23 protein-coding genes are annotated in these 26,291 nt (G+C 53.3%); 15 read left to right on the top strand and 8 right to left on the bottom strand.

The annotated features are described in order from the left end of the window. The 3 genes from CLV80_RS12375 to CLV80_RS12365 are packed head-to-tail and all read left to right on the top strand — an operon-like array spanning position 1 to position 3,535. Positions 1-1,746, top strand: coding sequence for a diflavin oxidoreductase (locus tag CLV80_RS12375; RefSeq protein WP_106358252.1), 1,746 nt, complete (start codon positions 1-3; stop codon positions 1,744-1,746). A gap of 11 nt (positions 1,747-1,757) precedes the next feature. Then, positions 1,758-2,708, top strand: a complete 951-nt coding sequence (locus CLV80_RS12370; RefSeq protein ID WP_133169775.1) for a hypothetical protein — start codon at positions 1,758-1,760, stop codon at positions 2,706-2,708. A 38-nt stretch (positions 2,709-2,746) separates the two neighbouring features. Beyond that, positions 2,747-3,535, top strand: a complete 789-nt coding sequence (locus CLV80_RS12365; protein WP_243394549.1) for a siderophore-interacting protein — start codon at positions 2,747-2,749, stop codon at positions 3,533-3,535. A 77-nt stretch (positions 3,536-3,612) separates the two neighbouring features. On the opposite strand, the gene CLV80_RS12360 is transcribed toward CLV80_RS12365, so the two are convergent. Beyond that, positions 3,613-6,405: a bifunctional aconitate hydratase 2/2-methylisocitrate dehydratase gene (locus tag CLV80_RS12360; RefSeq protein WP_106358250.1), complete on the bottom strand. Its 2,793-nt coding sequence runs from the start codon at positions 6,403-6,405 to the stop codon at positions 3,613-3,615. Positions 6,406-6,937: 532 nt separating this feature from the next. On the opposite strand from CLV80_RS12360, the gene CLV80_RS12350 reads away from it, so the two are divergent. Then, entirely contained in the window at positions 6,938-7,678 is a 741-nt protein-coding gene (locus CLV80_RS12350; protein WP_106358248.1) for a phosphoadenylyl-sulfate reductase, read from the top strand. Between the two features lie 288 nt (positions 7,679-7,966). Here CLV80_RS12350 and nqrM read toward each other — a convergent pair whose 3' ends face one another. Together nqrM and CLV80_RS12335 are read right to left on the bottom strand one after the other, a co-directional pair. Next, positions 7,967-8,212 (bottom strand): (Na+)-NQR maturation NqrM, encoded by a 246-nt coding sequence (nqrM, locus tag CLV80_RS12340; RefSeq protein WP_106358246.1) that lies wholly within the window; start codon positions 8,210-8,212, stop codon positions 7,967-7,969. A gap of 21 nt (positions 8,213-8,233) precedes the next feature. Next, complete coding sequence (locus CLV80_RS12335; RefSeq protein WP_106358245.1) at positions 8,234-9,268, bottom strand: FAD:protein FMN transferase; 1,035 nt, start codon at positions 9,266-9,268, stop codon at positions 8,234-8,236. 201 nt (positions 9,269-9,469) lie between these two features. Here CLV80_RS12335 and CLV80_RS12330 point away from each other — a divergent pair, with 201 nt between their 5' ends. The 6 genes from CLV80_RS12330 to nqrF are packed head-to-tail and all read left to right on the top strand — an operon-like array spanning position 9,470 to position 15,325. After that, positions 9,470-10,810 carry a Na(+)-translocating NADH-quinone reductase subunit A gene (locus CLV80_RS12330; RefSeq protein ID WP_106358244.1) on the top strand — a complete coding sequence of 447 codons (1,341 nt, stop codon included), beginning with the start codon at positions 9,470-9,472 and terminating at the stop codon, positions 10,808-10,810. Between the two features lie 3 nt (positions 10,811-10,813). After that, on the top strand, positions 10,814-12,013 hold the full coding sequence (locus tag CLV80_RS12325; RefSeq protein WP_106358243.1) for an NADH:ubiquinone reductase (Na(+)-transporting) subunit B: 1,200 nt from the start codon (positions 10,814-10,816) through the stop codon (positions 12,011-12,013). Next, on the top strand, positions 12,006-12,827 hold the full coding sequence (locus CLV80_RS12320) for a Na(+)-translocating NADH-quinone reductase subunit C (RefSeq protein WP_106358242.1): 822 nt from the start codon (positions 12,006-12,008) through the stop codon (positions 12,825-12,827). The genes CLV80_RS12325 and CLV80_RS12320 overlap by 8 nt, the downstream gene beginning before the upstream one ends. Next, positions 12,827-13,480, top strand: coding sequence for an NADH:ubiquinone reductase (Na(+)-transporting) subunit D (locus CLV80_RS12315; protein ID WP_106358241.1), 654 nt, complete (start codon positions 12,827-12,829; stop codon positions 13,478-13,480). The genes CLV80_RS12320 and CLV80_RS12315 overlap by 1 nt, the downstream gene beginning before the upstream one ends. Beyond that, positions 13,480-14,088 (top strand): NADH:ubiquinone reductase (Na(+)-transporting) subunit E, encoded by a 609-nt coding sequence (nqrE, locus tag CLV80_RS12310; protein WP_106358240.1) that lies wholly within the window; start codon positions 13,480-13,482, stop codon positions 14,086-14,088. The genes CLV80_RS12315 and nqrE overlap by 1 nt, the downstream gene beginning before the upstream one ends. Before the next feature lie 13 nt (positions 14,089-14,101). Beyond that, positions 14,102-15,325 (top strand): NADH:ubiquinone reductase (Na(+)-transporting) subunit F, encoded by a 1,224-nt coding sequence (nqrF, locus tag CLV80_RS12305; protein WP_106358239.1) that lies wholly within the window; start codon positions 14,102-14,104, stop codon positions 15,323-15,325. A gap of 77 nt (positions 15,326-15,402) precedes the next feature. Here nqrF and CLV80_RS12300 read toward each other — a convergent pair whose 3' ends face one another. After that, positions 15,403-16,344: a LysR family transcriptional regulator gene (locus CLV80_RS12300; RefSeq protein WP_106358238.1), complete on the bottom strand. Its 942-nt coding sequence runs from the start codon at positions 16,342-16,344 to the stop codon at positions 15,403-15,405. A 100-nt stretch (positions 16,345-16,444) separates the two neighbouring features. Between CLV80_RS12300 and CLV80_RS12295 the strand changes: the two genes are divergently transcribed. From CLV80_RS12295 to CLV80_RS12275, 5 genes are all read left to right on the top strand, one after another. Then, positions 16,445-17,380 (top strand): amidohydrolase family protein, encoded by a 936-nt coding sequence (locus CLV80_RS12295; RefSeq protein WP_279338299.1) that lies wholly within the window; start codon positions 16,445-16,447, stop codon positions 17,378-17,380. After that, entirely contained in the window at positions 17,373-19,289 is a 1,917-nt protein-coding gene (locus CLV80_RS12290; protein WP_106358237.1) for a TRAP transporter permease, read from the top strand. The genes CLV80_RS12295 and CLV80_RS12290 overlap by 8 nt, the downstream gene beginning before the upstream one ends. A gap of 29 nt (positions 19,290-19,318) precedes the next feature. Next, complete coding sequence (locus CLV80_RS12285) at positions 19,319-20,284, top strand: TAXI family TRAP transporter solute-binding subunit (RefSeq protein ID WP_165793377.1); 966 nt, start codon at positions 19,319-19,321, stop codon at positions 20,282-20,284. Between the two features lie 68 nt (positions 20,285-20,352). After that, entirely contained in the window at positions 20,353-21,015 is a 663-nt protein-coding gene (locus CLV80_RS12280) for a dienelactone hydrolase family protein (protein ID WP_106358235.1), read from the top strand. Positions 21,016-21,255: 240 nt separating this feature from the next. After that, the gene (locus tag CLV80_RS12275; protein WP_106358234.1) at positions 21,256-22,155 is read left to right on the top strand and encodes a helix-turn-helix domain-containing protein; all 900 of its coding nucleotides are present in this window, start codon (positions 21,256-21,258) and stop codon (positions 22,153-22,155) included. Between the two features lie 46 nt (positions 22,156-22,201). Here the strand turns inward: CLV80_RS12275 and CLV80_RS12270 are convergent, their stop codons facing one another. The 4 genes from CLV80_RS12270 to cyoC form a co-directional block, all read right to left on the bottom strand. Then, positions 22,202-24,301: a TonB-dependent siderophore receptor gene (locus CLV80_RS12270; RefSeq protein ID WP_243394548.1), complete on the bottom strand. Its 2,100-nt coding sequence runs from the start codon at positions 24,299-24,301 to the stop codon at positions 22,202-22,204. Positions 24,302-24,517: 216 nt separating this feature from the next. Next, complete coding sequence (locus CLV80_RS12265; protein ID WP_106358232.1) at positions 24,518-25,258, bottom strand: SURF1 family protein; 741 nt, start codon at positions 25,256-25,258, stop codon at positions 24,518-24,520. Positions 25,259-25,305: 47 nt separating this feature from the next. Then, positions 25,306-25,689 carry a cytochrome o ubiquinol oxidase subunit IV gene (gene cyoD, locus CLV80_RS12260; RefSeq protein WP_106358231.1) on the bottom strand — a complete coding sequence of 128 codons (384 nt, stop codon included), beginning with the start codon at positions 25,687-25,689 and terminating at the stop codon, positions 25,306-25,308. Beyond that, the gene (gene cyoC / locus CLV80_RS12255) at positions 25,689-26,276 is read right to left on the bottom strand and encodes a cytochrome o ubiquinol oxidase subunit III (RefSeq protein WP_207766580.1); all 588 of its coding nucleotides are present in this window, start codon (positions 26,274-26,276) and stop codon (positions 25,689-25,691) included. The genes cyoD and cyoC overlap by 1 nt, the downstream gene beginning before the upstream one ends. Between the last annotated feature and the right edge of the window lie 15 nt (positions 26,277-26,291).

Raw genomic sequence — 26,291 nt, 5'->3', positions numbered from 1 at the left:
ATGACCGATACCATCACAAAAGTCCCCTATATCCCCCATGACGCGCCATTTTCTGGCGAGCAAAAGAATTGGCTGGGCGGTTTCTTTGCCGGGTTACATTCACGATTGGCAACGGGTGCCGGTCAGGTCGCACCTGCTGCAATGGCCGTCGAAAGCAAACCGATTGACATCATCTTTGGCACCCAAACTGGTAACGCAGAAACGGTTGCCGAAAGCGCCGCAAATCTGGCCCGTACCAAAGGTTTCACCCCTCGCGTCGCAGAAATGGACGACATCAGCATCGACCAACTTGTGGCGATGCAAAATCTGATCGTCATTATTTCCACTTACGGCGAAGGCGAAATGCCCGACAATGCGCATCAATTCTGGGATGCCTTGTCGGCCAGTACTGCCCCCCGTTTGGAAAGCCTGAACTACGGTGTTCTCGCGCTTGGTGACACCAGTTATGATGCATTCTGCCAAGCCGGCAAACTGGTCGATACACGCCTTGAACAACTTGGGGCGAAACGTCTGTCGGATCGGGTCGACTGTGATGTCGATTTCGAAGACGCCGCTGAAGCATGGGTTGCAAACACAATTCCAGATGCCGGCACTGCAGCACCTGTCGCAGCGCCGACCCCTAAATCCGTGAAATCCGGCTGGGGTCGCAAAAACCCATATGCTGCGAAAATGATTGAAAACCGCATCCTGTCGGGTACGAAATCCGCCAAAGAAATTCGTCACATCGGTTTCGATCTGGGTGACAGCGGCCTGAAATACGAAGCGGGCGATGCGCTTGGTGTGATACCGATCAATGCCCCTGACCTTGTGCAAGGCTGGCTGGATCGCTTTGGTATTTCTGCTGAAACAGATGTCAATGGAACGGCCATTGGTGATCAGCTTAGTACGCAATTTGAAATCACCACGCCATCGCGTGACCTAATCCGCGCCTTGGAACCCTTGGTCGAGGATAATGAACTGAGCCACGTCATCGCCAACGGCGATAAAGAAGCGCTTGAGCATTTCTTGTGGGGCAAGGACACGCTGGATTTGCTAAACCTCAAGCCTGATCTTGCACTTGACCCCGCGCAGGTCTTGGGATGGCTTAAGCCTATTCAACACCGGGCCTATTCGATCTCGTCCAGCCCGAATGCAAACCCCGGCGAGGTCCACCTGACCGTTGCTGCAGTACGCTGGATGTATGAAAATCGACCGCACCGTGGGGTGTGTTCTACTTTCCTTTCTGATCTGGGTGCACAAGGATCAACAGCTGGCGTTTTCGTGTCTCCTAACAAAAGCTTTCGGGTACCAGAAGACAACAGCGTCCCGATGATCATGGTCGGTCCCGGCACAGGCATCGCACCATTTCGCGCATTTTTGCAAGAACGGCATGCCCGTGGGGCTACCGGTACGAACTGGCTCTTTTTCGGGGATCAGCACCGCACAAGCGACTTTATCTACGAAGACGAGATCGGAAAATTCAGCAAAAGCGGCTTGCTAACGCGACTTGATCTGGCCTTTTCGCGCGACCAATCTGAAAAAATATATGTTCAGCATAGGATGACAGAAAACGGTAAAGATCTGTACGCGCAGCTTGAAGAAGGCGGGTATTTTTACGTCTGCGGCGACGCCACCCATATGGCAAAGGACGTCGACACAGCGCTGCATCACATCATCGAAACCCAGGGTGGTATGACCCCCGAGGCGGCAACAGACTACGTTAACCGCCTTAAGCGTGAAAAACGCTATGTGCGGGACGTCTATTAAAGGCGCACCATATGCCCAAACTTAAGGCCCCCTGCCTGTGTACTTCGGAACAACCATTACCCAGAACATTGACTGCGCTTCGCCAACAAGGGCCGGTTACATCCCTTGGGGCGGGGCTTGATACTTTGGCTCTTGTTGGGACACAGTTGTCTGATTCACTTATCAGTACCAACAATGGCGTCGCCCTTTTGACAGGTCGTGGCGGTTACGCCCCGTACCAAACCTCGGCAATGCCATTTAGGTTATCGCGTAATCGGATCAATATGCGCATCGCGCCGGATGTACCGACAAACCTGCTCAGGTCGAAAGACACTACCAACGCCCGGCAATCACTTGTGTTGGCATGTGCCGGGGGTGACATTTCCCACCGCATTGAAACAGCCTGTGATTACGATGGCCGCGTTATCAACGCAATCGAGGCCCAAAACGAAATATGCGCAGCGCCGCAAGCACCAACCATTCCCGGCGATGTTGTACCGCTTGCTGCTGTACGCAACGCCCGCGACAACTGGGATCAGCGCGAAACAGGGCATCATTTGAACGATATATTGCTGGATGGCGGTGTTACGCGGCACACCACCCTGCCCTATGTCGGAAAAAGCCGGGCTTGGCCCGTTGCCAAACAAACATTAACCAGCTTTGTATCTTTCCTTTGCGACCGCAAAATAGGTCACGCACGCCTCGTTCCCGGATCAGGATTTATACAAGGTGATTTAGCTACCTCTGGCACAGCGCAGATGGCGGACAAAATCCTATTGGTCAGCGGGGACAACAGCAACTTTGCGCTTGATCTTGCGCAGATCGCATCGGTCTGGGTGACCCGATTTGGCCGCCTGTCCCAACTTGAGATTTACGATGAAAAATCGCGCGCTATCACAATCTTAGGCGCTGATCCGGCGGCTGATATCACATATTGGAATGCGCTACTGGAATCGCTGCCGCCCGCATCCTACTCTATTTAGTGACGCCATATACTGGCAAAACACGAAAGCACAGACTAATGAGCAAACCACCCAAACGCACGCCACGGCTGATGACAGTAACCCAAAAATCGTGGCTGACCCCAAACATGATCCGCGTCACATGTGCAGCCGATTGGATCAAGACATTGGAAACTGGCATCGACGGCGCGCATTTTAAACTGTTCATGCCCAAGGTCGATCAACCCATCGACGCATTCAAGACCCAGCTTACTGACGGACCACGACCAGACGTAAGGACCTATACAATCCGCTACCTGCGTGCTGAAGCCGGTGAAATCGACATCGACTTTGTTGACCACGGCGATGCCGGGCCTGCATCAGCATGGGCACGGCGTTGCAAAGCCGGTGATGTGGTGGGATTTGCCGGACCGGGCCCTGTAAAGATAAAAGACTTCTTCGCTGATACCTATGTTCTGGCGGCAGACATGTCGGCCTTGGCGGTTGCTGCGGCAACGCTTGAATCCATGCCGCGTGACGCCAAAGGGATCGCCTTTTTCGAAATTACCACACCGGAAGACAAGCAAGAAATAGACGCGCCAGAGGGCATCGAAATTCAGTGGCTTGTCCATCCAGACCCGCATATTCCAAACGCGCAAAGCATCGATAAAATACGCGCCCTGCCGGAACTTTCGGGTCAAGTGCAGACCTGTATTGCAGGCGAAAGCAGCATGATCAAAACCCTACGCGACGAAATCGTAAACCAGCGCGGCGTGCCGAAAGGTGACGCTTATATTTCTGGATATTGGAAAATCGGCCTGATCGAAGATGAACATCAGCAGGCCAAACGCGCCGAAGCCGCAGGTTAGGGCAAATCAACCTACATTATAAACGCAAAGGGCCGGTGGATCATCCACCGGCCCTTATTGTATTGTGTTTCAGCGCCTTAGAAATGGGCTGACAATGTACCTGCTGGTTTTTCAAGCGGTGGCGCAAATTTTGTCAGGTCAATACCTTCAACAGCCGTGATGTATTCTTCGACGGTTGGGGTACGCCCCAGAATTGCGGACAACACAACAACTGGCGTGGACGCCAGCAGCGATTCACCTGTTTTGCCGTCCGCATCTTCCACAACGCGGCCTTTGAACAAACGGGTAGATGTCGCAAGAACAGTGTCACCTTTTGCGGCTTTTTCTTGGTTACCCATGCAAAGGTTACAGCCCGGACGTTCAAGATACAGAATGTTTTCGTATTCTGTACGCGCGGTGTTCTTTGGTGCTGAATCGTCAAATTCAAAGCCAGAGTATTTCTGAAGAACGGACCAGTCGCCTTCTTCTTTCAGCTCATCGATGATGTTGTATGTTGGCGCGGCTACGACCAGCGGTGCTTTGAACGTGACCTCGCCTTGTGCCTTTTCAAGATTCCGCAGCATTTGCGCGACGATTTTCACATCGCCTTTGTGCACCATGCAGGACCCAACAAAGCCCAAATCGACCTTTTTCTCTGCTTTGTAGTAAGAAATCGGGCGGATTGTATCGTGGGTATAACGTTTTGACACATCGGCGTTGCTGACATCAGGGTCAGCGATCATTGGCTCGTTGATCTCGTCTAGGTTCACGACAACTTCGGCAAAGTATTTCGCGTTGTCATCGGCGGTCAGCGCTGGTTTCGCGCCAGATTTGATTTCAGCGATCCGCTTATCCGCAATATCGATCAGACCTTGCAGCATGTTTGCGTCGTTCTCCATGCCCTTTTCGATCATGATCTGAATACGGTGCTTAGCGATCTCAAGCGATTCAATAAGCGTATCATCTTCCGAAATACAGATAGAGGCTTTCGCCTTCATTTCCGCAGTCCAGTCAGTGAACGTAAAGGCTTGGTCGGCAAGCAATGTGCCTAGGTGCACTTCGATGATGCGGCCTTGGAACACGTTATCGCCAAATTGCTTCAACATCTGCAATTGCGTCGCGTGTACCACATCACGGAAATCCATGTGATCCGCCATTTTGCCTTTGAACGTCACTTTCACGGACTCAGGGATCGGCATCGTTGCCTCGCCCGTGGCCAGCGCAAGCGCAACGGTGCCAGAGTCAGCACCAAAGGCCACGCCTTTGGACATACGTGTGTGGGAATCACCGCCGATGATGATTGCCCAATCATCCACCGTGATGTCATTCAGCACCTTGTGAATAACGTCGGTCATTGAATGGTATACGCCTTTGGGGTCACGCGCGGTGATCAGACCAAAGTTATGCATAAACTTCATCAGCTTAGGTGTGTTTTCTTGGGCTTTGAAATCCCAAACCGATGCCGTGTGACAGCCGGATTGATAGGCACCATCAACAGTTGGCGAAAGCACAGTCGCCGCCATCGCCTCAAGCTCTTGGGATGTCATCAAACCTGTGGTGTCTTGCGACCCAACGATGTTCACTTTCACGCGGGCATCAGACCCAGCATGCAAAACGGTGCCCGGCGTTACACCAAGAGCGTTCGCGTTAAAGATCTTTTCAACAGCCGTAAGGCCCTGACCTTCGTGGTGAATTTCTTTGGACGGCGCATAGGCAGATTTCAGTTCAAGACCCAGCGTTTCGGACGCAAAGCTTTGCAGCTTTTTACCAAAGACGATGGCATAAGAACCGCCCGCTTTCATGAATTCGACTTTTTGCGGAGTAAAAGACGACGACATATCGACAAGCTCTTGATCGCCAGCGTCGTTATATAGCTTCTTTTCTTTCGTGTTGATGGTCAGGATCGTTCCTGTCTCAACCGAATATTTCTGCTCAAGGATAGGGTTATCATCGTTGTTCAGGATCGGGTTACCGTCTGAATCCAGCTTCTTAACCCAGTTCTTAAGGTCGATCCCGATACCGCCGGTCACACCAACAGTTGTCAAAAAGATCGGCGAAATGCCGTTTGTACCTGCAACAACAGGCGCATTGTTCACGAACGGAATATAAGGGCTGGTTGGCTTACCAGTCCACAAGGCCACGTTGTTAACACCAGACATCCGCGAAGACCCAACGCCCATTGTGCCTTTTTCAGCAATCAGCATCACGCGCGCGTCAGGGTGTTGTTTTTGCAGTTCCTGAATTTCGACCTGTGCTTCGGGTGTGATCATGCATTTTCCGTGCAATTCACGGTCAGAACGCGAATGCGCCTGATTCCCCGGTGACAGCAAATCGGTAGAAATATCGCCTTCACCCGCGATATAAGTCACGACTTTGATTTCTTCTTCGATGTCGGGCAGCTTTGTGAAAAACTCGGCTGCGGCATAGCTGTTCAGAATATCGGTTGCGACAGCATTACCTGCGTCATAAGCCGCTTTCAGGCGGTCTGTATCGGCTTCGTACAAAAAGACCTGCGTTTTCAGAACATCAGCAGCTTGCTTTGCGATGTCTAGGTCGTCACCCAACGCCAGATCTAGAAGAGCCTCAACCGAAGGTCCGCCTTTCATGTGTGAAAGCAGTTCGAACGCGAATGTCGGTGTGATCTCATCAACAACCACATCGCCCAGAATGATGTCTTTCAGGAACGCGGCCTTTTCGCCGGCTGCGCTAGTTGTACCGGGCAGCGTGTTATAGATGAAAAACTTAAGCGAATCTGCACGATGCGCGTTATCCGCATCTTTGATTTGCGCGATGATTTCTTTGACCAGCGCGCCATCTTCGATGGGTTTCGGGTGCAGCGATTGCTTTTTGCGCGTTTCGATTTCGGTCAGGTATTCTGTGTACAGGCTCATGGCTATCCGGAAGTGTAAATGTTGTCAGAACTGGGTGATGGCAGGAACTGTCGACCCAAGGGGATCTCGCTGTATGCGGTCGTATACCAAAAGAGATTAGGTTTCAATATATACATCGGAGCCATAATATTTTGGGTATTTTCAATGGGGCAGTGCGCATTTATCGCGCCTATGTAAAGTAAAAATATCATCGAAAGGCCCGGCACGGAACGATTTTCCTTTCGGATCAGCCCAAACGTTGTTCACCCTTATCGACCATATAAAGAATGTGGGTTTCTTGATTTGAATGAAACCCGCCACGATCGTCCTTTCGTACCGGGCTTGTATTGTGAATCATGGTCTGGGTTGCTTTATCAGATGCAAGACAGAGCGATCGACAGCAATGTATCCAATGAAACGGCGCTACGATTAGCTAAGAGAACGTAACGCTAACAAAGGGTTCGACGATTACGTCATACACAAACGACCGTCGTCTAAGCCAAAGTAACACATACGAATTATCACAGCTGAACTAACACCAAAGTGCAATGATATGAAAACTCAAGCTGCTCAAAAAACCGAACCGAACCATGCATCGCATGGACCCAAAGTGTTTTCTGCTGCCAATGAATGGCTCGAAGACCAAACCGCGACAACGCGTGTTGAATGGGCTCTCGAAAACCTGCCCCGCGATCACGTTGTTTCATCTAGCTTCGGCATCCAGTCGGCGGTCATGTTACATATGATGACCGCGCAGGTGCCCGACATCCCTGTCCTGCTATTTGATACCGGGTATCTGTTTCCTGAAACCTATCGGTTTATCGACGAACTGACCGAACGGCTTGGCTTAAACCTGCACGTCTACCGCGCAGAGATGAGCCCCGCCTGGCAAGAAGCCCGTTTTGGTCAGCTTTGGGATCAGGGCGAAGAAGGTTTAAAGAAGTACAATACCATCAACAAAGTTGAACCAATGCAGCGCGCAATGGGCAATGTTGGTGCTGGCACGTGGTACAGCGGCCTACGCCGCGTTCAGGCCGACAGCCGCGCCGAACGCAAAATCCTTGAATTCCAGCATGGTCGCGTCAAATTCCACCCGATTGTAGATTGGACCAACCGCGACGTTCACATGTACCTTAAGGAACATGACCTGCCCTATCACCCGCTTTGGGAACAGGGATATGTCAGCGTTGGCGACACCCATACGACGCGCAAGCTCGAAGACGGTATGCGCGAAGAAGATACCCGGTTCTTTGGCCAAAACCGCGAATGCGGCCTGCACTTAGACCCCACCTAAAATCAGACCGATACCGCGTTAAACATTGCGCGGTATCGGCAGATACTATTGCCAAGCCAACAATTTATGCAGATAGCTAGCAAGATCACCCTGCTAGGAAAATATCGTGTCTGATCTGACTTTACCCCCCGCCATTGCAACAATGATCTTTGTGCTTGGCTGTTGGGGTGGCCACAGATACCGACAAGTCTGGAAAGTCGAAGGACCAACTTGGAAGTTGTGGGTTTACGGGCTGCTTGCTGGGGTTTCTTTTTTGGCCCTCGGTTTCATACCGCTCGCCAAAGTCAGTTAATCAACAGTTTGGTCTAATCCAGCATTTTCCAGCATCTTGCGCGCACGTGGGCACGCAAGACGTTCGCGCAGCGGGCTATCTGGATCAATGTCTTTTTTACAAACAAGACATTGATCAGCATCCGCGATTGCATTCAAACCGCCGCAGCTTCCTTTGATGGTGCGCCCCATCAAGATCACGCCAGCCGCCATGCCAAGCATGATGACCAGCAGAAATCCGAATGTCAGAAAAAACGTCGCCATGACTGCGTCTCTTTGTTTGGTTTAGACCTGCGTTAGGGCCGTAAAACGGGAACTTGCGGTTGTTGTAAAGCCGTGTGCGTTCGCATTTGCGTTATGTTGCGTGAACAGAACCGCGAGGTCCAGCTCTTCTGCCAGTACCAGACCTTCTTCTTGTCCGATAATGTGGAACGCCGTCGCCCACGCATCAGCAAGCATCGCATTTTCGGCCAAAACAGTTGTCGACGCGGTGTTGTGCGTCACAGGACGACCAGTGCGTGGATCAATCAGGTGCGAATAACGCTGACCATCTTGTTCAAAGAAGTTGCGGTAGTCGCCAGATGACGCCAGCCCAACATTTGACACAGACACAACATCCAACACACCGCGCCCGTGGGCTTCGGGTGTTTCGATACCGATCTGCCATGCGGTGCCATCTGCATTGTGGCCCGACGCATAAAGATCACCGCCGATTTCGATCAAATAGTTGTGTACGCCCAACTGCTCCAACGCGCGACCAACAAGGTCAGCGCCATAGCCTTTGCCAATCGCGGCCAAATAAATATTCGCGTCTGGTTGCGTTTTCTGCAGCGCACCGGGCGTGACGCGCAATGTGTTGGCGTGACCTGATTTCGCTTGCGCTGCCAGCAGGCTTGCTTCGTTCGGTGTAGACAGTGAATGATCATCAGCGCCAAAGCCCCAAAGTTCGATCACCGGGCCAAGCGTCGTGTCAAAACGACCGCCACTTGCCAGATGAACCGTCTCTGCTGCGGTCATGACTTCGGCCAATTCAGCCGAAATAACCTGTGCATCAGTGCTTGTCTGCGCATTAAAACGCGAAATCTCAGAGTTAGCGTCCCAGTTGGACATCTGCTGGTTGACCGTGGCCAAAGCACCATCAACCGCCGTCTTCACATCAGATTGCGACACAAAGCGCGGCGCATCAGCGATCGCTACGTTATAAGTCGTGCCCATGGTCAGACCCGACACCTTCAAAAGCGATTCGCCCGGCTTACAAGCGGCAAGGCATAGCGGCACTAGCATAAAGCTACGGCGCGATAATTTGACTGACTGGGACACAATTTACCTCAATTTTCGATGGGCCGCTGTCTAACACGACATTTCTGCCAGCGCCATGCGACCATTAATGCCTTTTCAACAGATTTTACCTCGGTTATCCACGGCAAAATGAAGCCACACACTTAACTTTTCACAATTTCCGCTCAGGCAGCCAGCCAATAGACGTGCGGAAATCAAAAAACAGTCTCGACGAGGTCAGCATTGCAGCGATTTGCACTACATAAAGGTCTGAACATCTCAATTGCGGGCGCGCCAAGAGAAGATGTCGAGACTGCACCGGCAGTACAGACTGTCGCTATCCTTGGTGATGACTACATTGGGCTCAAACCCCGACTCACTGTTGCCGAAGGCGATAGTGTTGTTGCGGGAACACCGATATTTACCCACAAAGATACGCCTCAGGTGCAGGTGGTTTCACCCGTTGCCGGGCGAATCAAGGCGATCAACCGGGGCGCACGACGCAAACTGATCAGTGTGGAAATTCAGGTTGAAGGCGACGCCGCACCTGTCGACTTTTCGACTGTGGGCGATGCGACCACCGCCGACGGACTGGCGGAACGCCTTTGTAGCGCGGGATTGTGGACATCGTTCCGCACTCGTCCGTATTCAAAGGTCCCTACCCCCGAAAGCCGCCCTTCTGCGATCTTCGTAACCGCGATGGAATCAGAGCCTCTGGCAGCTGACCCGCTGCCGATCATCCGCGAACAATCGGATGCATTCGTCGACGGTCTAAAAGCCATCGCACTGCTGACCGAAGGCAAAACATATCTTTGCCATGCAGACGGTGCCGATATTCCCGGCGGTGATGTCGCTGGCGTCGAAGCGGCTGCTTTCTCTGGCCCGCACCCGGCTGGGCTTGCTGGAACGCATATTCACTTTCTTGAGCCGCTACACGGCGACAAAACAGTCTGGACCATCGGCTATCAAGACGTGATCGCGATCGGGCGTTTACTGCAAACTGGCACATATGACGCGACACGGGTTGTGGCATTGACTGGTCCCGTCTGCGCCGATCCACGTTTGGTACGCACTGTGGTAGGTGCATCAATGGCCGATCTGGCTATCAATGACACGCCAGCCGATACACCTGTTCGGATGATTTCGGGTTCAGTGCTAAGCGGACGCATGGGCGAAGGTGCCAACGGTTACCTCGGCCGTTATGCTCGTCAAATCACATTGATCGAAGAAGACCGCAAACAAATCCCGATGGGTTGGATCCGGCCGATGGTTGATAAATACGCGGTACAGCCCGTCCTTGGCTCTGCCTTGTCGCGTCGCAAATTCCCGCTGACTTCAAATTTGAACGGCGGACGCCGCGCAATGGTCCCCACCGGCACGTTTGAAACGCTAATGCCCCAAGATTATCTGCCGACCCAGCTTTTGCGGGCGCTGATTACGATGGATACCGATCAGGCCCAGGCGCTTGGCGCGCTCGAGCTGGACGAAGAAGATCTGGGGCTTGCTGGTTTTGCCTGCCCCGCAAAATATGAATACGGACTTGCGCTGCGCGACTGTCTGGCCACCATCGAAAAAGAGGGTTGATCCATGGGTCTTCGAAATTTCTTTGACCGGATTGAACCGGATTTCGAAAAAGGCGGTAAATGGGAGCGTTACTTCCCGATCTATGAAATGATCGAGAGCTTCATTTACACACCTAAAACCGTAACCACTGTTGCGCCGCACGCCCGGTCATATGTCGATATGAAACGCATCATGACCTATGTTGTGCTGGCGACGATCCCCTGCATTTTGATGGGTACATATAACGTCGGGCTGCAAACAAACGCAGCCATCGCAGACTTTGGCCCGTCGGGCTGGCGCGCTGCAGTTATCGGCGCATTAGGTATCGGGTTCGACCCAAGCAACCCACTGGCTAATATCTTGCATGGGATGATGTATTTCCTACCGATCTACATCACCACGCTTGTCGCTGGTGGTGTATTCGAAGTGGTGTTTGCCACAGTGCGTCGCCACGAAGTAAACGAAGGTTTCCTTGTTTCATCAATGCTTTATGCGTTGATCCTGCCCGCAACGACGCCGTTATGGCAAGTCGCACTAGGGATCATCTTTGGTGTGGTCATCGGCAAAGAAGTCTTTGGCGGAACTGGTAAGAACTTCTTGAACCCTGCCCTGACCGGGCGCGCGTTCTTGTACTTTGCCTATCCTGCCCAGCTTTCGGGTGATTCAGTCTGGGTGCCTGTTGATGGCTTTACTGGTGCGACGGCATTGGCTGTTTCGGCATCTGACGGTTATCAGACACTCGCCGCACATGGCCTGACATGGTGGGACAGCTTTATCGGCTTCTTGCCCGGTTCAATGGGTGAAACATCCACAATTGCCGCTCTTTTGGGCCTCGCGTTCTTGCTTGTGACGAAAATCGCCAACTATCGCATGGTGGTCGGCTGTCTTGCTGGGATGATCGGGTTCTCGCTGCTGTTGAACGCCATCGGGTCTGACACAAACCCAATGTTTGCGATGCCTTGGTACTGGCATCTTGTTGTCGGCGGCTATGCATTTGGCCTTGTGTTTATGGTCACGGAACCTGTTTCCGGATCACACACCAACGCTGGCCGCTACATCTATGGTGCGCTCATCGGCTTTATGGTCGTCATGATCCGCGTCGTGAACCCCGCTTTTCCCGAGGGCATGATGCTCGCAATTCTATTTGGTAATGTATTCGCACCGTTGATCGACTACTTCGTCGTCCAAGCGAACATTCGTCGCAGGGCTAAACGTCATGTCTGAAGAACAAAACAACATCCCCGAACAGGCCAAAGGCCCAATCGCACGCTTTTTGGCGCTGCCAACGGATTCGGTACCAAAGACCGTGTTCGTCGCGGTGGTGCTGTGCCTGATCGCGTCGATGATCGTATCTGCGGCCGCCGTCACGTTGCGCCCGCTGCAAGAAATCAATGCGTTGAAAGACAAGCAAGTCAACATCCTGCAAGTCGCGGGTATTTATGACCCCGATGCAGACGTGCTTGAATCCTTTGCCGCATTTGAACCACAAGTGCTTGAGCTAAGCACCGGAACATTCACTGACGAATTCGACCCGGCGACATTTGACGATCGCGCTGCAGCCAACGACCCAGAAACGTCAGTTGCGCTTGATGATGATCCAGCAGGGATTGTCCGCCAAGCCGAATACGTAACTGTCTATCTACTGCGTGACGAAAATGGCGATATCGACAAGCTGATCTTGCCAATACACGGCTATGGGCTTTGGTCCACACTTTATGGGTTTATCGCGCTCGAAGAAAACGGCAACGACATCTACGGTTTGCAGTTTTATGAACACGCGGAAACACCCGGTCTTGGCGCCGAAGTCGATAATCCACGCTGGAAAGCATTGTGGAACGGCAAACGTTTGGCCGACGATGACGGGACGCTGCAAATTAGCGTGTCAAAAACAGTACCAGCCGCTGGCGACGATTATCACATCGACGCGCTTGCGGGCGCAACGCTGACAACAAACGGCGTCAACAATCTGGTCAGGTTCTGGATGGGAGAATCCGGTTTCGGTCCTTTCCTTGATAACCTAAAAGCAGGAGATATCTGATGGGACAGACACGTAGGGAAATGTTGATCGACCCGATGGTCGATAACAACCCAATCACTTTGCAGGTGCTTGGCATTTGTTCAGCGCTTGCTGTGACATCATCATTGAAAGTCGCGCTTGTTATGGCGATTGCCGTGACACTTGTGACCGCGTTTTCATCAATGTTTATCTCGATGATCCGCAACCACATCCCAAGCTCGATCCGGATTATTGTGCAGATGGTCATCATCGCGTCACTGGTTATTCTGGTCGACCAGATGCTCAAGGCCTACGCATTCGAGATTTCTAAAACGCTGTCTGTCTTTGTTGGTCTGATCATCACAAACTGTATCGTGATGGGCCGCGCAGAGGCGTTCGCGATGAAAAACCCACCCATCGACAGCTTTATCGACGGGATCGGCAACGGGTTGGGCTATGGCTTCATCCTGATGCTCGTCGGCATTATCAGAGAATTGTTCGGGTCGGGCAGCCTGATGGGCTTTACTATCCTGCCGACCGTGAACAATGGCGGATGGTATGTGCCAAACGGCCTGCTGCTCCTACCGCCATCGGCGTTCTTTATCATCGGTCTTCTGATCTGGGGGTTCCGCACATGGAAACCTAGTCAAGTGGAAGAACGCGAATACAAAATTCAAGTTGTGGATGCGCACTAATGGAAGGCTTAATCTCACTCGCCGTTAAGGCAATTTTCGTCGAAAACCTTGCGCTGTCATTCTTCTTGGGCATGTGTACGTTTATCGCCGTTTCTAAGAAAATATCGACTGCGATTGGACTGGGTATTTCTGTGATGGTGGTGCAGGCGATCACCGTGCCCGCCAACAACCTGATCCTAACCTATCTCTTGGCGCCAGGCGCACTAAGCTGGGCAGGTTTTGCAGATGTTGACCTGACATTCCTTGGCCTTATCTCGTACATTGGTGTGATTGCGGCCTTGGTCCAAATCTTGGAAATGGTGCTCGATAAGTACTTTCCGCCGCTCTACAACGCACTTGGGGTGTTCTTGCCTTTGATCACAGTGAACTGCGCCATCTTGGGTGGGTCACTGTTTATGGTGGAACGCAGCTATAACTTTTCGGAATCCCTGACTTACGGGATCTCCTCTGGCTTTGGCTGGGCGCTTGCGATCACTGCGATGGCTGGCGTACGCGAAAAGCTGAAATATTCGGACATTCCTGACGGCCTTCAAGGCCTAGGTATCACTTTCATCACGGCTGGCCTGATGGCTATGGCCTTCATGTCATTCTCTGGCGTGAAACTATGAGCGGAGAAATCTAGTGGCAACCTTTGGCCTAGGCATCTTGCTGTTTACAACAATCGTTATCGCGCTCGTCACAGTCATTCTGGCCGCGCGTTCAAAACTTGTGTCCAGCGGCAACGTTAACATCACAATCAATGGCGAAAAAACCATATCGGTCCCGGCGGGCGGCAAATTGCTGCAAACGCTGTCCGAACAAAAACTGTTCGTCCCATCCGCTTGCGGTGGTGGTGGCACATGCGCGCAATGTCGTGTGCGGGTTCATTCAGGCGGCGGATCAATCCTGCCAACCGAAGAAGGCCACATCACCAAACGCGAAGCATCTTGCGGCGACCGTCTATCCTGTCAGGTTGCGGTCAAACAGGACATGGAAATCGAAGTTCCAGAAGAAGTCTTCGGCGTTCAGAAATGGGAATGCACCGTTCGTTCAAACGAAAACGTGGCAACCTTCATTAAGGCGCTTGTTCTGGACCTACCAGAAGGCGAAGACGTGAATTTCCGTGCTGGTGGGTACATCCAAATCGAAGCACCCGCACACCACCTGAAATATTCAGAATTCGACGTCGAAGAAGAATACCGCGAAGATTGGGACCGTTTCAAACTTTGGGACTATGAATCCAAGGTCGACGAACCTGTGGAACGCGCCTATTCGATGGCCAACTACCCTGACGAAAAAGGCATGATCATGCTGAACGTTCGTGTGGCCTCCCCTCCTCCGGGATCGACAGACATTCCCGCTGGGAAAATGTCGTCATACATCTTTAACCTAAAGCCCGGAGACAAAGTTACGATTTCCGGTCCGTATGGCGAATTCTTTGCGCGCGACACCAAAAAAGAGATGGTCTTTATCGGTGGTGGTGCTGGCATGGCGCCAATGCGTAGCCATATCTTTGATCAGCTCAAACGCCTTGAAAACCGTGATCGTAAGATTTCATTCTGGTACGGTGCACGATCAAAGCGCGAAATGTTCTTTGTCAAAGATTTCGACGATCTGGCTGAACAGTTCGACAACTTTGAATGGCACGTCGCACTTTCAGATGCCCTCCCCGAGGATAACTGGAAAGGCTATACAGGCTTCATCCACAACGTATTGATGGAAGAATACCTCAAGGATCATCCAGCGCCCGAAGATTGCGAATTCTACATGTGTGGTCCGCCAATCATGAACCAGTCGGTCACAAATATGCTGATCGATCTGGGTGTCGATCCCGAAGACATCATGCTCGACGATTTCGGCGGCTAAGCCCGAAGTCCGATCAAACGCTTATCAAAGCCGCGCCAAACTGGTGCGGCTTTTGCGTTTACCCCGACGGCCCAGCACTATTTGCGTCGCCGCGGTTTTTCGGGGGCTCGCATTTTGCCGGTGAATGCCATTTCGATTTGTTGCCGTAGCCAGGCGTGTGCTTGGTCTTCTTCAAATCGGCAGTGCCAGATCAGGTGGTTGGCGATTGGCGCGACTTCGAGTGGGACAGGTACCGTTGCCAGAGCGTATCTCGATGCGAAGTATTCGCTGGCCCGGTGTGTGAATACCCCGATCAGATCGGATTCCAACAGCAGTTCGGGCACGATGGTGAAGCTCATCAATGTGGCTGCGATGGTGCGTTTGACCCCGTGTTCTGCGAGCACCGCATCAAAAGCGGCGCGGCGGTCGCTGGTCGAGCTTACGACAAGGTGGGAGTATTTGAGGATGTCATCGACGCTGGGCCGTTCCGTTTCTGCCAAAAGCGGATGATCCCGGCGGCATAGGCAGACAAATTGGTCTTCGTAGGCGAAGCTGCTTTTCAGATGTGGCGGCGTGCCGTCGATCCAACCCACGGCCAGGTCAATTTCGCCGTCTTCGATCAGGCGCGTCGCATAGTCCCGGTCGGTTGTCCGCAGGTTAACCACGATGCCCGGCGCGACCTTTCCCAGATGTTTGAGTAGCGGCAAGAACACAGGCAGGCTGAATCTGTCGGGCGCACCGATTGAAAAACTGGCTTGGGCGCTGGCGGGGTCGAAATCGGCCTTTGGTGTCACGCAGATATTCACGTCTTGCACGATCCGCGCGACGAGCGGCGCAAGTTCTGCTGCGCGCGGTGTCGGGCTAAGCCCGTCGGGGGTGCGCACCAAAAGCGGGTCTTCGAACCGATCCCGCAGCCGTTTTAGGGAATTCGAAATCGCTGATTGCGTACGGCCCAGCCGTTCGCCTGTCCGCGTGACGCTACGCTCTTCGAGAAGAACGTGGAACACGACGAGGAGGTTGAGGTCAAAATTTGTAAGCATTTTCACTTCAGCATCATTTTGAATGATGTTTTAGAACACGAATATCCATTTTTCAAATGAATAGCCCTCAGGCAACATATGCGGAGGGAGGATTATTCTAATGGCGAAATTGAACGCAGCAAAAAGCATGGGCGATGGCCTGTCGGGGCCTGCCCCTGATTACCTATCGTTTCATCCTGTCCCATCGCGTCCGGCGTTCCGCCCACCAGAGGGTGCAGTTGACGCGCATTGCCATGTCTTTGGTCCTGCGGCGCAGTTCAATTTTTCGCCGGCCCGAAAATATACGCCCGTTGATGCGCCTGCTTCGCAGTTGTTTGCTTTGCGTGATCATTTGGGTTTTGCCCGTAATGTCATCGTGCAGGCAACGTGCCATGGTACTGACAACGCAGCGATGCTGGATGCGATTGCCCGATCTAAAGGTCGCGCACGTGGCGTCGCGGTGATTGAAAAGGACACATCTGATACCGAGCTGGCCCGCCTGCACGACGGTGGTGTACGTGGCGTGCGTTTCAATTTTTTGAAACGCCTTGTCGGTGACGCGCCCAAGGATGACTATATTCGCGTTGCCGCCCGTGCTGCCGAGATGGGCTGGCATATCGTTGTTTATTTTGAATCTGATGAATTGGCTGATCTTGCGCCTTTCATTACTTCGCTGCCCGGCACCATCGTGATTGACCATATGGGCCGCCCTGACATCGCGAATGGGTTGGAAGACCCTGGCTTTGCCCGTGTTCGCGGGCTGATGGATCGCGAGGATCGGTTTTGGATTAAGGTGTCCTGCCCGGAACGTCTGACTGTCGCGGGGCCGCCTTATGGTGATGTCGTGCCGTTTGGCCGCAAATTGGTCGCGGACTATCCCGACCGTGTGCTGTGGGGGACAGATTGGCCGCATCCGAATATGCGTTCGCATATGCCTGATGACGGGGCGCTGGTGGATATGATCCCGCAGATCGCACCCACCGCTGAGCTGCAGCGCAAGCTGTTGGTCGACAATCCGATGCGCCTGTACTGGCCAGAGGAGCAGGCGAATGACTGAGCCAGTAACCCAAGCCGTTTGGTCACGCCGTGCGATTGCAGTTCTTGCGACGACTATGTGTGTGCTTTGTATTCTGTGGAACGTCGAGGCCCATACTCGCCTTGGCTTTGCCGTGCTACGGCAGCAATACATGGCGCTTCAGCTTGGTCTTGCGCTAACGATTGCGTTTCTTAGCTATGATTTTCGGGGCAAACTCGCCCGGGCACCGCATATCATTAACCTTGTGATTGCCGTGATCTGTTTGGCGACGCTGCTATATGCCGCCGCCAATTTTGTTTGGTTGCTGCAAGAGCAGTTTTATCGTCCTTGGCAGATCACCGTTGTTGGCACTGTTGTGGTGCTGGGCGTGATGGAAGGTGTGCGCCGCCGTGCGGGTTGGATGCTGTTTTCGATTGTGACGGTGTTCTTGATCTACGCACTGTTCGCGGATCGTATTCCTGGTCGGCTTGTTGGGCGAGGGATGTCGCCGGTGCGTTTGGTAGACTACGTGGGCTTTGACAGTTCGGCTGTGTTTTCGTCACCGCTGGCGGTGGGTACGATCACTGTTTTGCTTTTCGTTTTCTTTGGACAGTTGTTGTTTGCAGCAGGGGGCGGGGCGTTCTTTACCGACCTTGCCATGGCGGCAACAGGCCGGGCACGTGGCGGTAGCGCAAAGATCGCGGTTGTTGGTTCGGCGCTGTTCGGCTCCATCTCTGGCTCAGCCGTTTCGAACGTTGCCACAACAGGGGTCATCACCATCCCGATGATGCAGCGCGGTGGCTATTCCAAAGAAGACGCTGGCGCGATTGAGGCAGTCGCATCCACAGGTGGTCAGTTAACCCCGCCGATTATGGGGGCAGCTGCGTTCTTGATGGCAGAGTTCCTTGATATTCCTTACACGACGGTTGCTGCTGCAGCGTTGATCCCGGCGCTTTTGTATTATCTTGGCGTTTTCACGCAGGTTGACCTGATCGCCGCGCGCGACGGGATCGAGGCGCCAGAAGACGCTGATCTTACCGTGCGCAAAGTACTTGCCGCTGGTTGGCATTTCCTGATCCCCTTTGCGGTACTGCTTTATGCGTTGTTTGTAATGCGGCTGGACCCAGAGGATTCTGCGCTGCTTGCATCGCTGGCGATTGTGGCTGCGGGGGGCATCAGAGGATATAAGGGCACGCGCCTTACGCTGGCTACTTTTGGTCAGGTCTTTGTGAAAACCGGAACGTCGATGGTGGATCTGATCCTTGTGGTTGCGGCGGCTGGGTTTGTCATCGGGGTGCTGAACGTCACCGGGCTAGGCTTTGCGCTGACGCTGGTGTTGGTGGATTCCGTGGGATCCAGCCTGTTCCTGTTGCTGCTGATTTCAGCGGTTGTTTGCATCATCCTTGGGATGGGGATGCCGACCTCGGGTGTCTATGTGTTGCTTGCCAGCCTTGTCGCGCCGTCATTGGTGCAGGCTGGCGTCACCCCAATCGCGGCGCATTTGTTCATTCTGTATTTTGGCATGATGTCGATGATCACCCCGCCCGTGGCGCTTGCGGCATTTGCTGCGGCGACCATTTCGGGGGCAGGGGCCTTTGCTACTGGTGCTGCTGCAATGCGGATCGGTTGGGCCGCGTTCATCTTGCCATTCGCATTCGTAGCGACACCCGCGCTGTTGTTTGAGGGCACAGCACAAGAGGTGATCACCGCAACCGCCCTAACCGCCATCGGTGTAACCGGGGTGACAATCGGCATCGTTGGTTTTTGGGGGAAGAAACTGGGCAACCTGATGCGCGTCGCCTTTGGCGGGCTGGGGGCGTTGGCGCTGCCGCTTGGGTTCATCACGATTTCAATCTTGATCCACTTTGCCGCAGCGGCGGCGCTGCTGGGGCTAGGTGCCTTGTTCATGCTGAAAGGTGGAAAGACGCAAAACAGCAGCCAACCGACATAAGACATTAACAATCCATGGGAGGATACGAAATGAAACGACTTACTTTTGCAGGCATCGGCCTAAGCGCGATGATGCTGGCCAGTGCCGCGACAGCGCAGGTTGTGTCGATGGCAACCGGGGCGCAGGGGTCTTTGGCCTATAACTCTGGTCAGGCCGTTGCAGTTGTCGCAAACGACAATGGTATTACCGTGCGCACGCAGCCATTGGTGGGCTATATGCCTTTGCTCAATTCGGGCGAGATCGACTTTGGTTATTCCAACGGGGCTGAGGCTAGTTTTGCCCTGACTGGCACTGGCAACTTTAGCCGCGAGCACCCGAATGTGCGTCTGGTTGGGGAAATGTTTGGGCTGACCACGGGTATTATGGCGGCTTGTGATTTGGGGCTGAAATCCGTTGCTGACCTGAAGGGGCGCAATGATTTGCGCATCGCATCAGAATACACATCATCCACAATCATTCCGTTCTACATCAAGGGTGCCTTGGCGACTGGCGGTCTAGGTTATGACGATTTCGAACAGGTTCCAGTCTCCAGCTTTGTTGCGGGCATTAATGCGTTGGGTGACGGGCTTGTCGATCTTGCGCTGGTTAGTTTGAATGCTGGCGCTGGTCAGCAAGCAGCCGTTCAACTGAAAAGCCGCGGTGGTCTGTGCTATGTATCGATGGAAAGTGGCGATGAGGCAGCGGCGGCCCTAGCCGAGGTTCTGCCAAGCGGCACAATCGCGACCCTGCCACAAAACGAAAACATTAATGGTCTGCAAAACTGGGGTGCGAATTTTGTCAGCATTCCTTGGATGCTACTGACCAACGCCGATGCGGACGACGACATGGTTTATGAACTGGTCAAAGTCATCCACGCCAACAAAGAAGCACTTGGCCAATCCTTTGGCGCATTCAACCGTGCGAACTTTGATGCCATGGCCCCGGCAAGCGTCACGCCATACCACCCCGGCGCAATCCGCTTTTACGAAGAAGCTGGCGTTCCGGTCGGCGAGTAATCGCATTGGCCTGTCTCAGAACACTGAGGCAGGTCACGGCACTTCATTTCTATAAGGATTATCAAACCATGATGACGACACTTACGGCCGGGGATGGCCATACGCTTGATTGCTGGATGGCCGAGGCACAGGGCACGCGCCGGGGCGGTATCGTGATTTTGCAGGAAATCTTTGGCATTACCGACCAGCTAAAGGGCGTCGCGGACCGCTATGCCAAGCTGGGCTATGACGTTGCCATTCCGGCGTTGTTTGATCGTCAACAAAAGGGCGCAGTTATTCCATTTGCCGAAGCTCTGCGGGGGCGCGATCTGATGCTTGCTGCAAAACTTGATACGACAATGAAAGACGTCGATGCTGCCGTTCAGGCGCTGAAGGTGAAGGGCGGTAAAGTTGGCGTAATCGGTTTTTGCTGGGGCGGTGGTCTGGCCATTCGCGCGGCGCAAATCCTTGATGTCGCGGCTTCGGTTGCGTTCTACGGCACGCGCCTACCTAGCTATCAAATCGCGCCGCTTCAGGTGCCAGTCCAAGGGCACTGGGGCGCCGACGATAGCCACGTCCCCGCCGAAATGCTTGACGCAGCCCGCGCATACTTCCCTCAGATGGAAGTACACAGCTACGAAGGCGCTGGCCACGCCTTTGCCAACGACGCAAGACCAGCCGACTACGACCATGACGCAGCCGAACAAGCCCACAAACGTACACAGGAATTTTTTGCGCAGCATCTTGGCTAACGAGGTTTAAGTTGAGGTAGAGCCTGCTTTGCCTCAACTGCCCCAAAAAACATCGGGTCACCGTCCAGCACGCCTAAAACAATGCAGCTTGAATACCTGACTATTTTTATATAATTTTCATCTGAAATTCAGGGCCGTCTTTGACGTAAAAATCTAAAACAGCGGCTGAATAACTACGGCAATCGGGGTCCGCCCGGTGTCAGGGCGAATATCCAATCTACAATGATACGGGTAGACTTGATGGGCTTTTTTCATTCCATGACCACACAAGTCGAAGGCATCGAGCGCACCGCGCCGGTGGTTTGGCAGTCATATGAGGGATTTATTGCCGTACATTGGCGCGCGCAGGCGCAATCAAATGCCCGCGGATATTACCTTGCGCCCGATCCGCGCATCATGATCTTCTTTGAAGACATTTCTTCGCACGTTCTTATTGCGGATACCCCTGATGTGAACCAATCGGCGGCGCGGCCTCTTTTGCGGGCGACATATGTCCCCGCCGGAATGCCGATCTGGACGCGTTTCACATCAGAACATCGGTTTTCACACCTTGATTTGCATTTCGCAGAAAGCTGGCTTTTGGATAAATTTGTGCCCGCTTTGGGCCGCCAACAAACATGGGCCGCGCTGCGTCAACCCGTTGAACATGCGGCAAGCGAACCGCTTTTGGGACTTGGGCAGCTTTTGGCGACAGAGCTTGATCATCAAAATCATCATCCCCTTTACGCAGAAAGCCTCGCAATCAGCATTTTGACCGGATTGCTGGATTTAAAATGTGATACATCTTACGGTGCCCAAGGCGGCCTGACCCCAGCGCAAATGCAGCGCCTGACAGCACGGTTCGATAGCGCACCCGATGCCCGGCTTAGCGTCGCCGATATGTCACAAATGGTAGGACTATCAGAAAGCTGGTTTGCCCACGCGTTCAAAACCACAACTGGGATGCCTCCTGTGCAGTGGCAACGCCACAAGCGGATTGAACTTGCCTGCCAACTGCTGTTGGAAACCGGGCTAAGCATATCCGATATCGCCGCCCGGCTTGGTTTTTCAGATCAAGCGCACCTGACCCGCGTGTTTCGTCAGATTTCAGGCGAAACGCCTGCTGCTTGGCGGCGACGGCATATCACCGCCCTGCCCTAATACCAAACCGCCCGCGCCAAAACGCGGACGGCCTATAACGCCGCGCTTACCAGCTACGGCGCAAAGTCGCGTTAATCACGCGTTCTGTATTGTAGTAGTCAGACCCAAACCCGCCATAAGCCACATAGCGTTCGTCGAACAAGTTCGCGACGTTGACTGCAAGACTGGTACTGTCGTTAACCGCATACGTCACAGCCGCGTCAAAGATAACGGCCGGATCAGATTTCAACGTGTTCCCGTCGTCCATCCAATACGCCCCATCGTAATGCGCGCCCAAGCCAAAGGTCATATCACCGCGCGATCCCGCACCGGCCAACTGATAGCGCGCCCAAACAGACATGGTTTGCTCTGGCACGAACGACAGTGCATTCCCTTCGTTCCCACTGGTCCCATTTTCAACGATTTCACTGTCCATCAATGAATAAGATGCGGTCAGACTAATCGTATCCGACAATTCTGCTTTTGCTTCTAGATCAAGACCACGTACCCGCACTTCGCCGATTGTTTCCGGCATGCTAGTGATCGGGTCGGTACGTGTGATGTTATTTTTGGTCAGATCATAAATCGAAGCGGTATAAAGCGCGCGACCATTTTGTGGCCGATACTTTACGCCCAGTTCGTACTGTTCGCCGCGTTCGGGTTCCACACCAAGACTATCTGCCACAAAGGATTCAGCATAGCTGCCGTAAACCGACATCCCCGGTGTCGCGCGATAAGTCAGACCAAACCGTTTGCTTGTTTCCTCAAAATCGCCTTCGGTGACTGTATCAGACAAAGCATTGACTTGCTCAACATCAATCCAGTCCTGACGTAGCCCCAGTTGGGCGATGAATTTATCTGCAAAGGTTAGTTCTTCTTGCAGATAAATCGCGTGCGCTTCGATCTCTGTTTGGGTGGCCGCGTAAGGCGTCAATGTGCTTAGATCAATGCCGCCCGTGTAAACTGGATCAGTCCAGTCGATATCGGGTGCCAAAGCCCAATAGCTGGTATTGTCGACATCCGATGTGCGACGTTCAATACCCACAACGCTACGGCTTTGGACGGTGCCGAAATCGCGATCAAGCTGCACGTTCACATCACCAACGTATTCGTCAGCCGTATAATCATTCGCAAAGAAATAACGATCGGCCATTGTGCCACCGCCTGCATCGGTGCCAGCCACATAAGCATAGCCAAAGTCAGTTTCTGTCGCGCTGAAACGATGTGTAGAATGCAGGCTGAACCCGCCATCAAAGTCATGTTCGAACAGCAGGCTTGCTGTGGTCCGATCAGTACCGCGATAATTAAAATCGGGTTCACCCAAAAAGGTTGATGGATCAAGATCCACACCCACCGGATGCCCACCGCTTCCCGGCACGCTGTCTTTGTTCAGATAATCAACAACAAACGTCAGGCTAGTCGCATCCGTCGGCGCCCAAGTTACGCCACCCATGACAAATGTTTCGTCGTCTTGAGAATAGTCATACTCTCGTTCGGCATCGACGACTTTGCCCGTTAACCGGTAGGACAATGTGCCCTGTTCGTTCAACGTGTCGCCAAAATCTACACCTGCCTCAACCCGGTTAAAGGAACCCGCCGTCAAATAAGCGTCACCGAAACGGTGATCTTTGGGTGTTTTCGTGACATAGTTCACAGCCCCACCTGGATCAGACACACCCAACGCAGCAGAGTTCGCCCCTTTCAGAACTTCGACGCGTTCAAATGCATAGGGTTCTTCGCGGACGCCACCAAACGGGTCACCCAGATACAGCCCATCACGATAGGCATAGGCGTCAAACCCGCGAATACGGAAATAATCAAAACGGTCATCAGCCCCGTAAAAGCTCGTCACAACACCAGATGTATACTGCAAAACTTCTTGCACTGACTTCGCACCGCGCTGCGTGATTTCCTGCTGGGTAATGACCGAAACGCTGGCCGCGGTATCCAACACATCGCCAGATAGCTTTGATCCGGCACTTGTTTGGCTGCTAACAATACTGCCGCTATCGTCGTCATCGGCATCCAAAACAATCTGACCCAGCGGATATGGCGTATCCTGTGCGACAGCTGAGACGGCACAAAAGACGCTAAAAATAGCGCAGCTAGAAAGAAGAGCGGAAAGCCGGCGGCCGCGCGGGTGCCGGATGGGTGCGTGTGTGGTCACGGTGGTCAAAACCTTTTGGTTGGTTTGTGGATCTGTTTGCTGGCATATCCTGACCACGAGGGACGCAATCACACGGCTGGCTAAGCGACGGCCGGCGTAACGGTGCACGCCGGGCATATGTCTCGCCACATAACTGAACCAAATCAGCAGGTATTGAACGCCACCACTGTTTTTGTCGGTTTCTGCTGCAAAGTCATTTTGCGCGCGACCAGTCTGCTAGGCGTGATGATCCACGGCTGGTGCAACGCAGACCTTTGCGGTCCGGTGACCCCACAAAACCAGCACATAACCAGCAAATACAACGCCTGCCAAAGCAAACCATGTCAGTGCATAGCTTAGATGTGCGTTCCTAAATTGAACGACAGTTTGCCCCCCGCGCGGCCAACCCGCCGCAGCGCCTAGTTCTTGATCCACGAAATATGGGGCGGCATTGTCATAGCCCATTGCAGTCGTAATCGATCCAATATCGCGCCGATACCAATGCCCATTCGCGGGATCGTTTTCGCGCGAAAACAGCCAGCCCTTGTCCTCTGACACACGCAGTAACCCGGTCACCGTCACTGTCCCATCATCACGCGCATATTCGCCAGCCCGCGCCCGCGTGTCAGGCACAACGCCCCTGTTCACCATGATAATCATTCCGGTATCGGTCACCAACGGCGTCAGCACCCAATCCGCTGGCCCGTAATCAGAGGGCGTATAAATCAACACGTCTTCGTCGTGCAAAAACCGACCAGTCACAGTAACCCGCCGATAGGCGTCTTGTTCAGACCAACCTGCAGGTCCCGGAGCCGGAATGGGGACGGCATGGATACGGGTATCCACCTGTTCTATCAGATCACGTTTCCAGTAAAGGCGCTGAATCTGCCAAACGCCAAGCGACGAAAACCCGGCGATACCAACCAACGCAACAAGACTGACGAAAATAAACCGCGGCCAGCGGATCGAAAGCGGCATAGAATTTCTCCGGCAAGAACCGGGGCCGGATTTGGCCCCGGTTAGGATTAACCCTGCTGCGACTGCAGCGATGTCATGTGGTCCATATCGTGCATTGGCATCATGTTTTCATTCATGTTGCGCATCACCCAAAGCGACCCAGCAAGAACAATCACCAAGATCAAAACCGCAAAGATCGACGCAAACAGGGTCCAGCCCTCCTCTGCGCTGCGGTTCACATGCAAGAAATATACCAAATGCACGACAATCTGCACCGCCCCAAGGCCCATGATGATCCCGATCAACGTGGTGCGGGCTATCTCGACCTCGGCGATGATCAAGAGGAACGGGATGATGGTCAAAAGCGCGGCAAGCGCAAAGCCGATCATCAACTGCGCCATCGTACCGTGATCTTTAGCCGCGCCATGTGCATTATGTGTTTTTGCAAGCATCACACCAACCTCACAAGATAAACAAAGGAAAACACACCGATCCAAATCAGATCAAGAAAGTGCCAGAACATCGACAACGTTGCCAAACGGCGCATGTTTGCGTCGATCAGACCGTGCATTTTGATTTGCACCATCAGCGTCACAAGCCAAATGATCCCGCCCGTCACATGAAGCCCGTGTGTGCCCACCAACGCAAAGAACGCTGATAAAAATGCAGACCGATCAGGACCCGCACCGATGTGGATCAGATGCCGAAACTCGTACAGTTCCATGCCGATAAACCCGGCACCCAAAACCCCGGTCACCGCCAACCAGACAAGCGTACGATTCAGGTTGCCCTTGACCGCCTGCAACATCGCTAAGCCAAAGGTCACAGATGAAAACAGCAACAACGCTGTCTCAACCGCGACGAACTCTGGCTCGAACAAATCGAGCGGCCCCGGTCCCCCTGCGTAACGACCGCCCAGAACGGCATAGGTGGCAAACAACGCACCAAAGATGATGCAATCGCTCATGAGGTAAATCCAAAAACCGATCTGTGTCGGGCTGTCATGATCTGCGCCATGGTCGTGGTCATTCACGACCATCACCGGCGCTAACTG

Source organism: Yoonia maritima, from assembly GCF_003003285.1.
Taxonomy (GTDB): Bacteria; Pseudomonadota; Alphaproteobacteria; order Rhodobacterales; family Rhodobacteraceae; genus Yoonia; species Yoonia maritima.
This window is presented reverse-complemented; position numbering and strand designations above follow the sequence as displayed.

What these genes read in the sequence shown, in the direction of transcription:
- cyoD (WP_106358231.1), bottom strand. Translation starts at nt 25,689, where the DNA reads ATGCTTGCAAAAACACATAATGCACATGGCGCGGCTAAAGATCACGGT.
- CLV80_RS12275 (WP_106358234.1), top strand. Translation starts at nt 21,256, where the DNA reads ATGGGCTTTTTTCATTCCATGACCACACAAGTCGAAGGCATCGAGCGC.
- CLV80_RS12365 (WP_243394549.1), top strand. Translation starts at nt 2,747, where the DNA reads ATGAGCAAACCACCCAAACGCACGCCACGGCTGATGACAGTAACCCAA.
- CLV80_RS12290 (WP_106358237.1), top strand. Translation starts at nt 17,373, where the DNA reads ATGACTGAGCCAGTAACCCAAGCCGTTTGGTCACGCCGTGCGATTGCA.
- CLV80_RS12360 (WP_106358250.1), bottom strand. Translation starts at nt 6,405, where the DNA reads ATGAGCCTGTACACAGAATACCTGACCGAAATCGAAACGCGCAAAAAG.
- CLV80_RS12280 (WP_106358235.1), top strand. Translation starts at nt 20,353, where the DNA reads ATGATGACGACACTTACGGCCGGGGATGGCCATACGCTTGATTGCTGG.
- CLV80_RS12295 (WP_279338299.1), top strand. Translation starts at nt 16,445, where the DNA reads ATGGCGAAATTGAACGCAGCAAAAAGCATGGGCGATGGCCTGTCGGGG.
- CLV80_RS12300 (WP_106358238.1), bottom strand. Translation starts at nt 16,344, where the DNA reads ATGCTTACAAATTTTGACCTCAACCTCCTCGTCGTGTTCCACGTTCTT.
- CLV80_RS12320 (WP_106358242.1), top strand. Translation starts at nt 12,006, where the DNA reads ATGTCTGAAGAACAAAACAACATCCCCGAACAGGCCAAAGGCCCAATC.
- CLV80_RS12315 (WP_106358241.1), top strand. Translation starts at nt 12,827, where the DNA reads ATGGGACAGACACGTAGGGAAATGTTGATCGACCCGATGGTCGATAAC.
- CLV80_RS12375 (WP_106358252.1), top strand. Translation starts at nt 1, where the DNA reads ATGACCGATACCATCACAAAAGTCCCCTATATCCCCCATGACGCGCCA.
- nqrE (WP_106358240.1), top strand. Translation starts at nt 13,480, where the DNA reads ATGGAAGGCTTAATCTCACTCGCCGTTAAGGCAATTTTCGTCGAAAAC.
- CLV80_RS12370 (WP_133169775.1), top strand. Translation starts at nt 1,758, where the DNA reads ATGCCCAAACTTAAGGCCCCCTGCCTGTGTACTTCGGAACAACCATTA.
- CLV80_RS12265 (WP_106358232.1), bottom strand. Translation starts at nt 25,258, where the DNA reads ATGCCGCTTTCGATCCGCTGGCCGCGGTTTATTTTCGTCAGTCTTGTT.
- cyoC (WP_207766580.1), bottom strand. Translation starts at nt 26,276, where the DNA reads ATGGTCGTGAATGACCACGACCATGGCGCAGATCATGACAGCCCGACA.
- nqrM (WP_106358246.1), bottom strand. Translation starts at nt 8,212, where the DNA reads ATGGCGACGTTTTTTCTGACATTCGGATTTCTGCTGGTCATCATGCTT.
- CLV80_RS12350 (WP_106358248.1), top strand. Translation starts at nt 6,938, where the DNA reads ATGAAAACTCAAGCTGCTCAAAAAACCGAACCGAACCATGCATCGCAT.
- CLV80_RS12325 (WP_106358243.1), top strand. Translation starts at nt 10,814, where the DNA reads ATGGGTCTTCGAAATTTCTTTGACCGGATTGAACCGGATTTCGAAAAA.
- CLV80_RS12285 (WP_165793377.1), top strand. Translation starts at nt 19,319, where the DNA reads ATGAAACGACTTACTTTTGCAGGCATCGGCCTAAGCGCGATGATGCTG.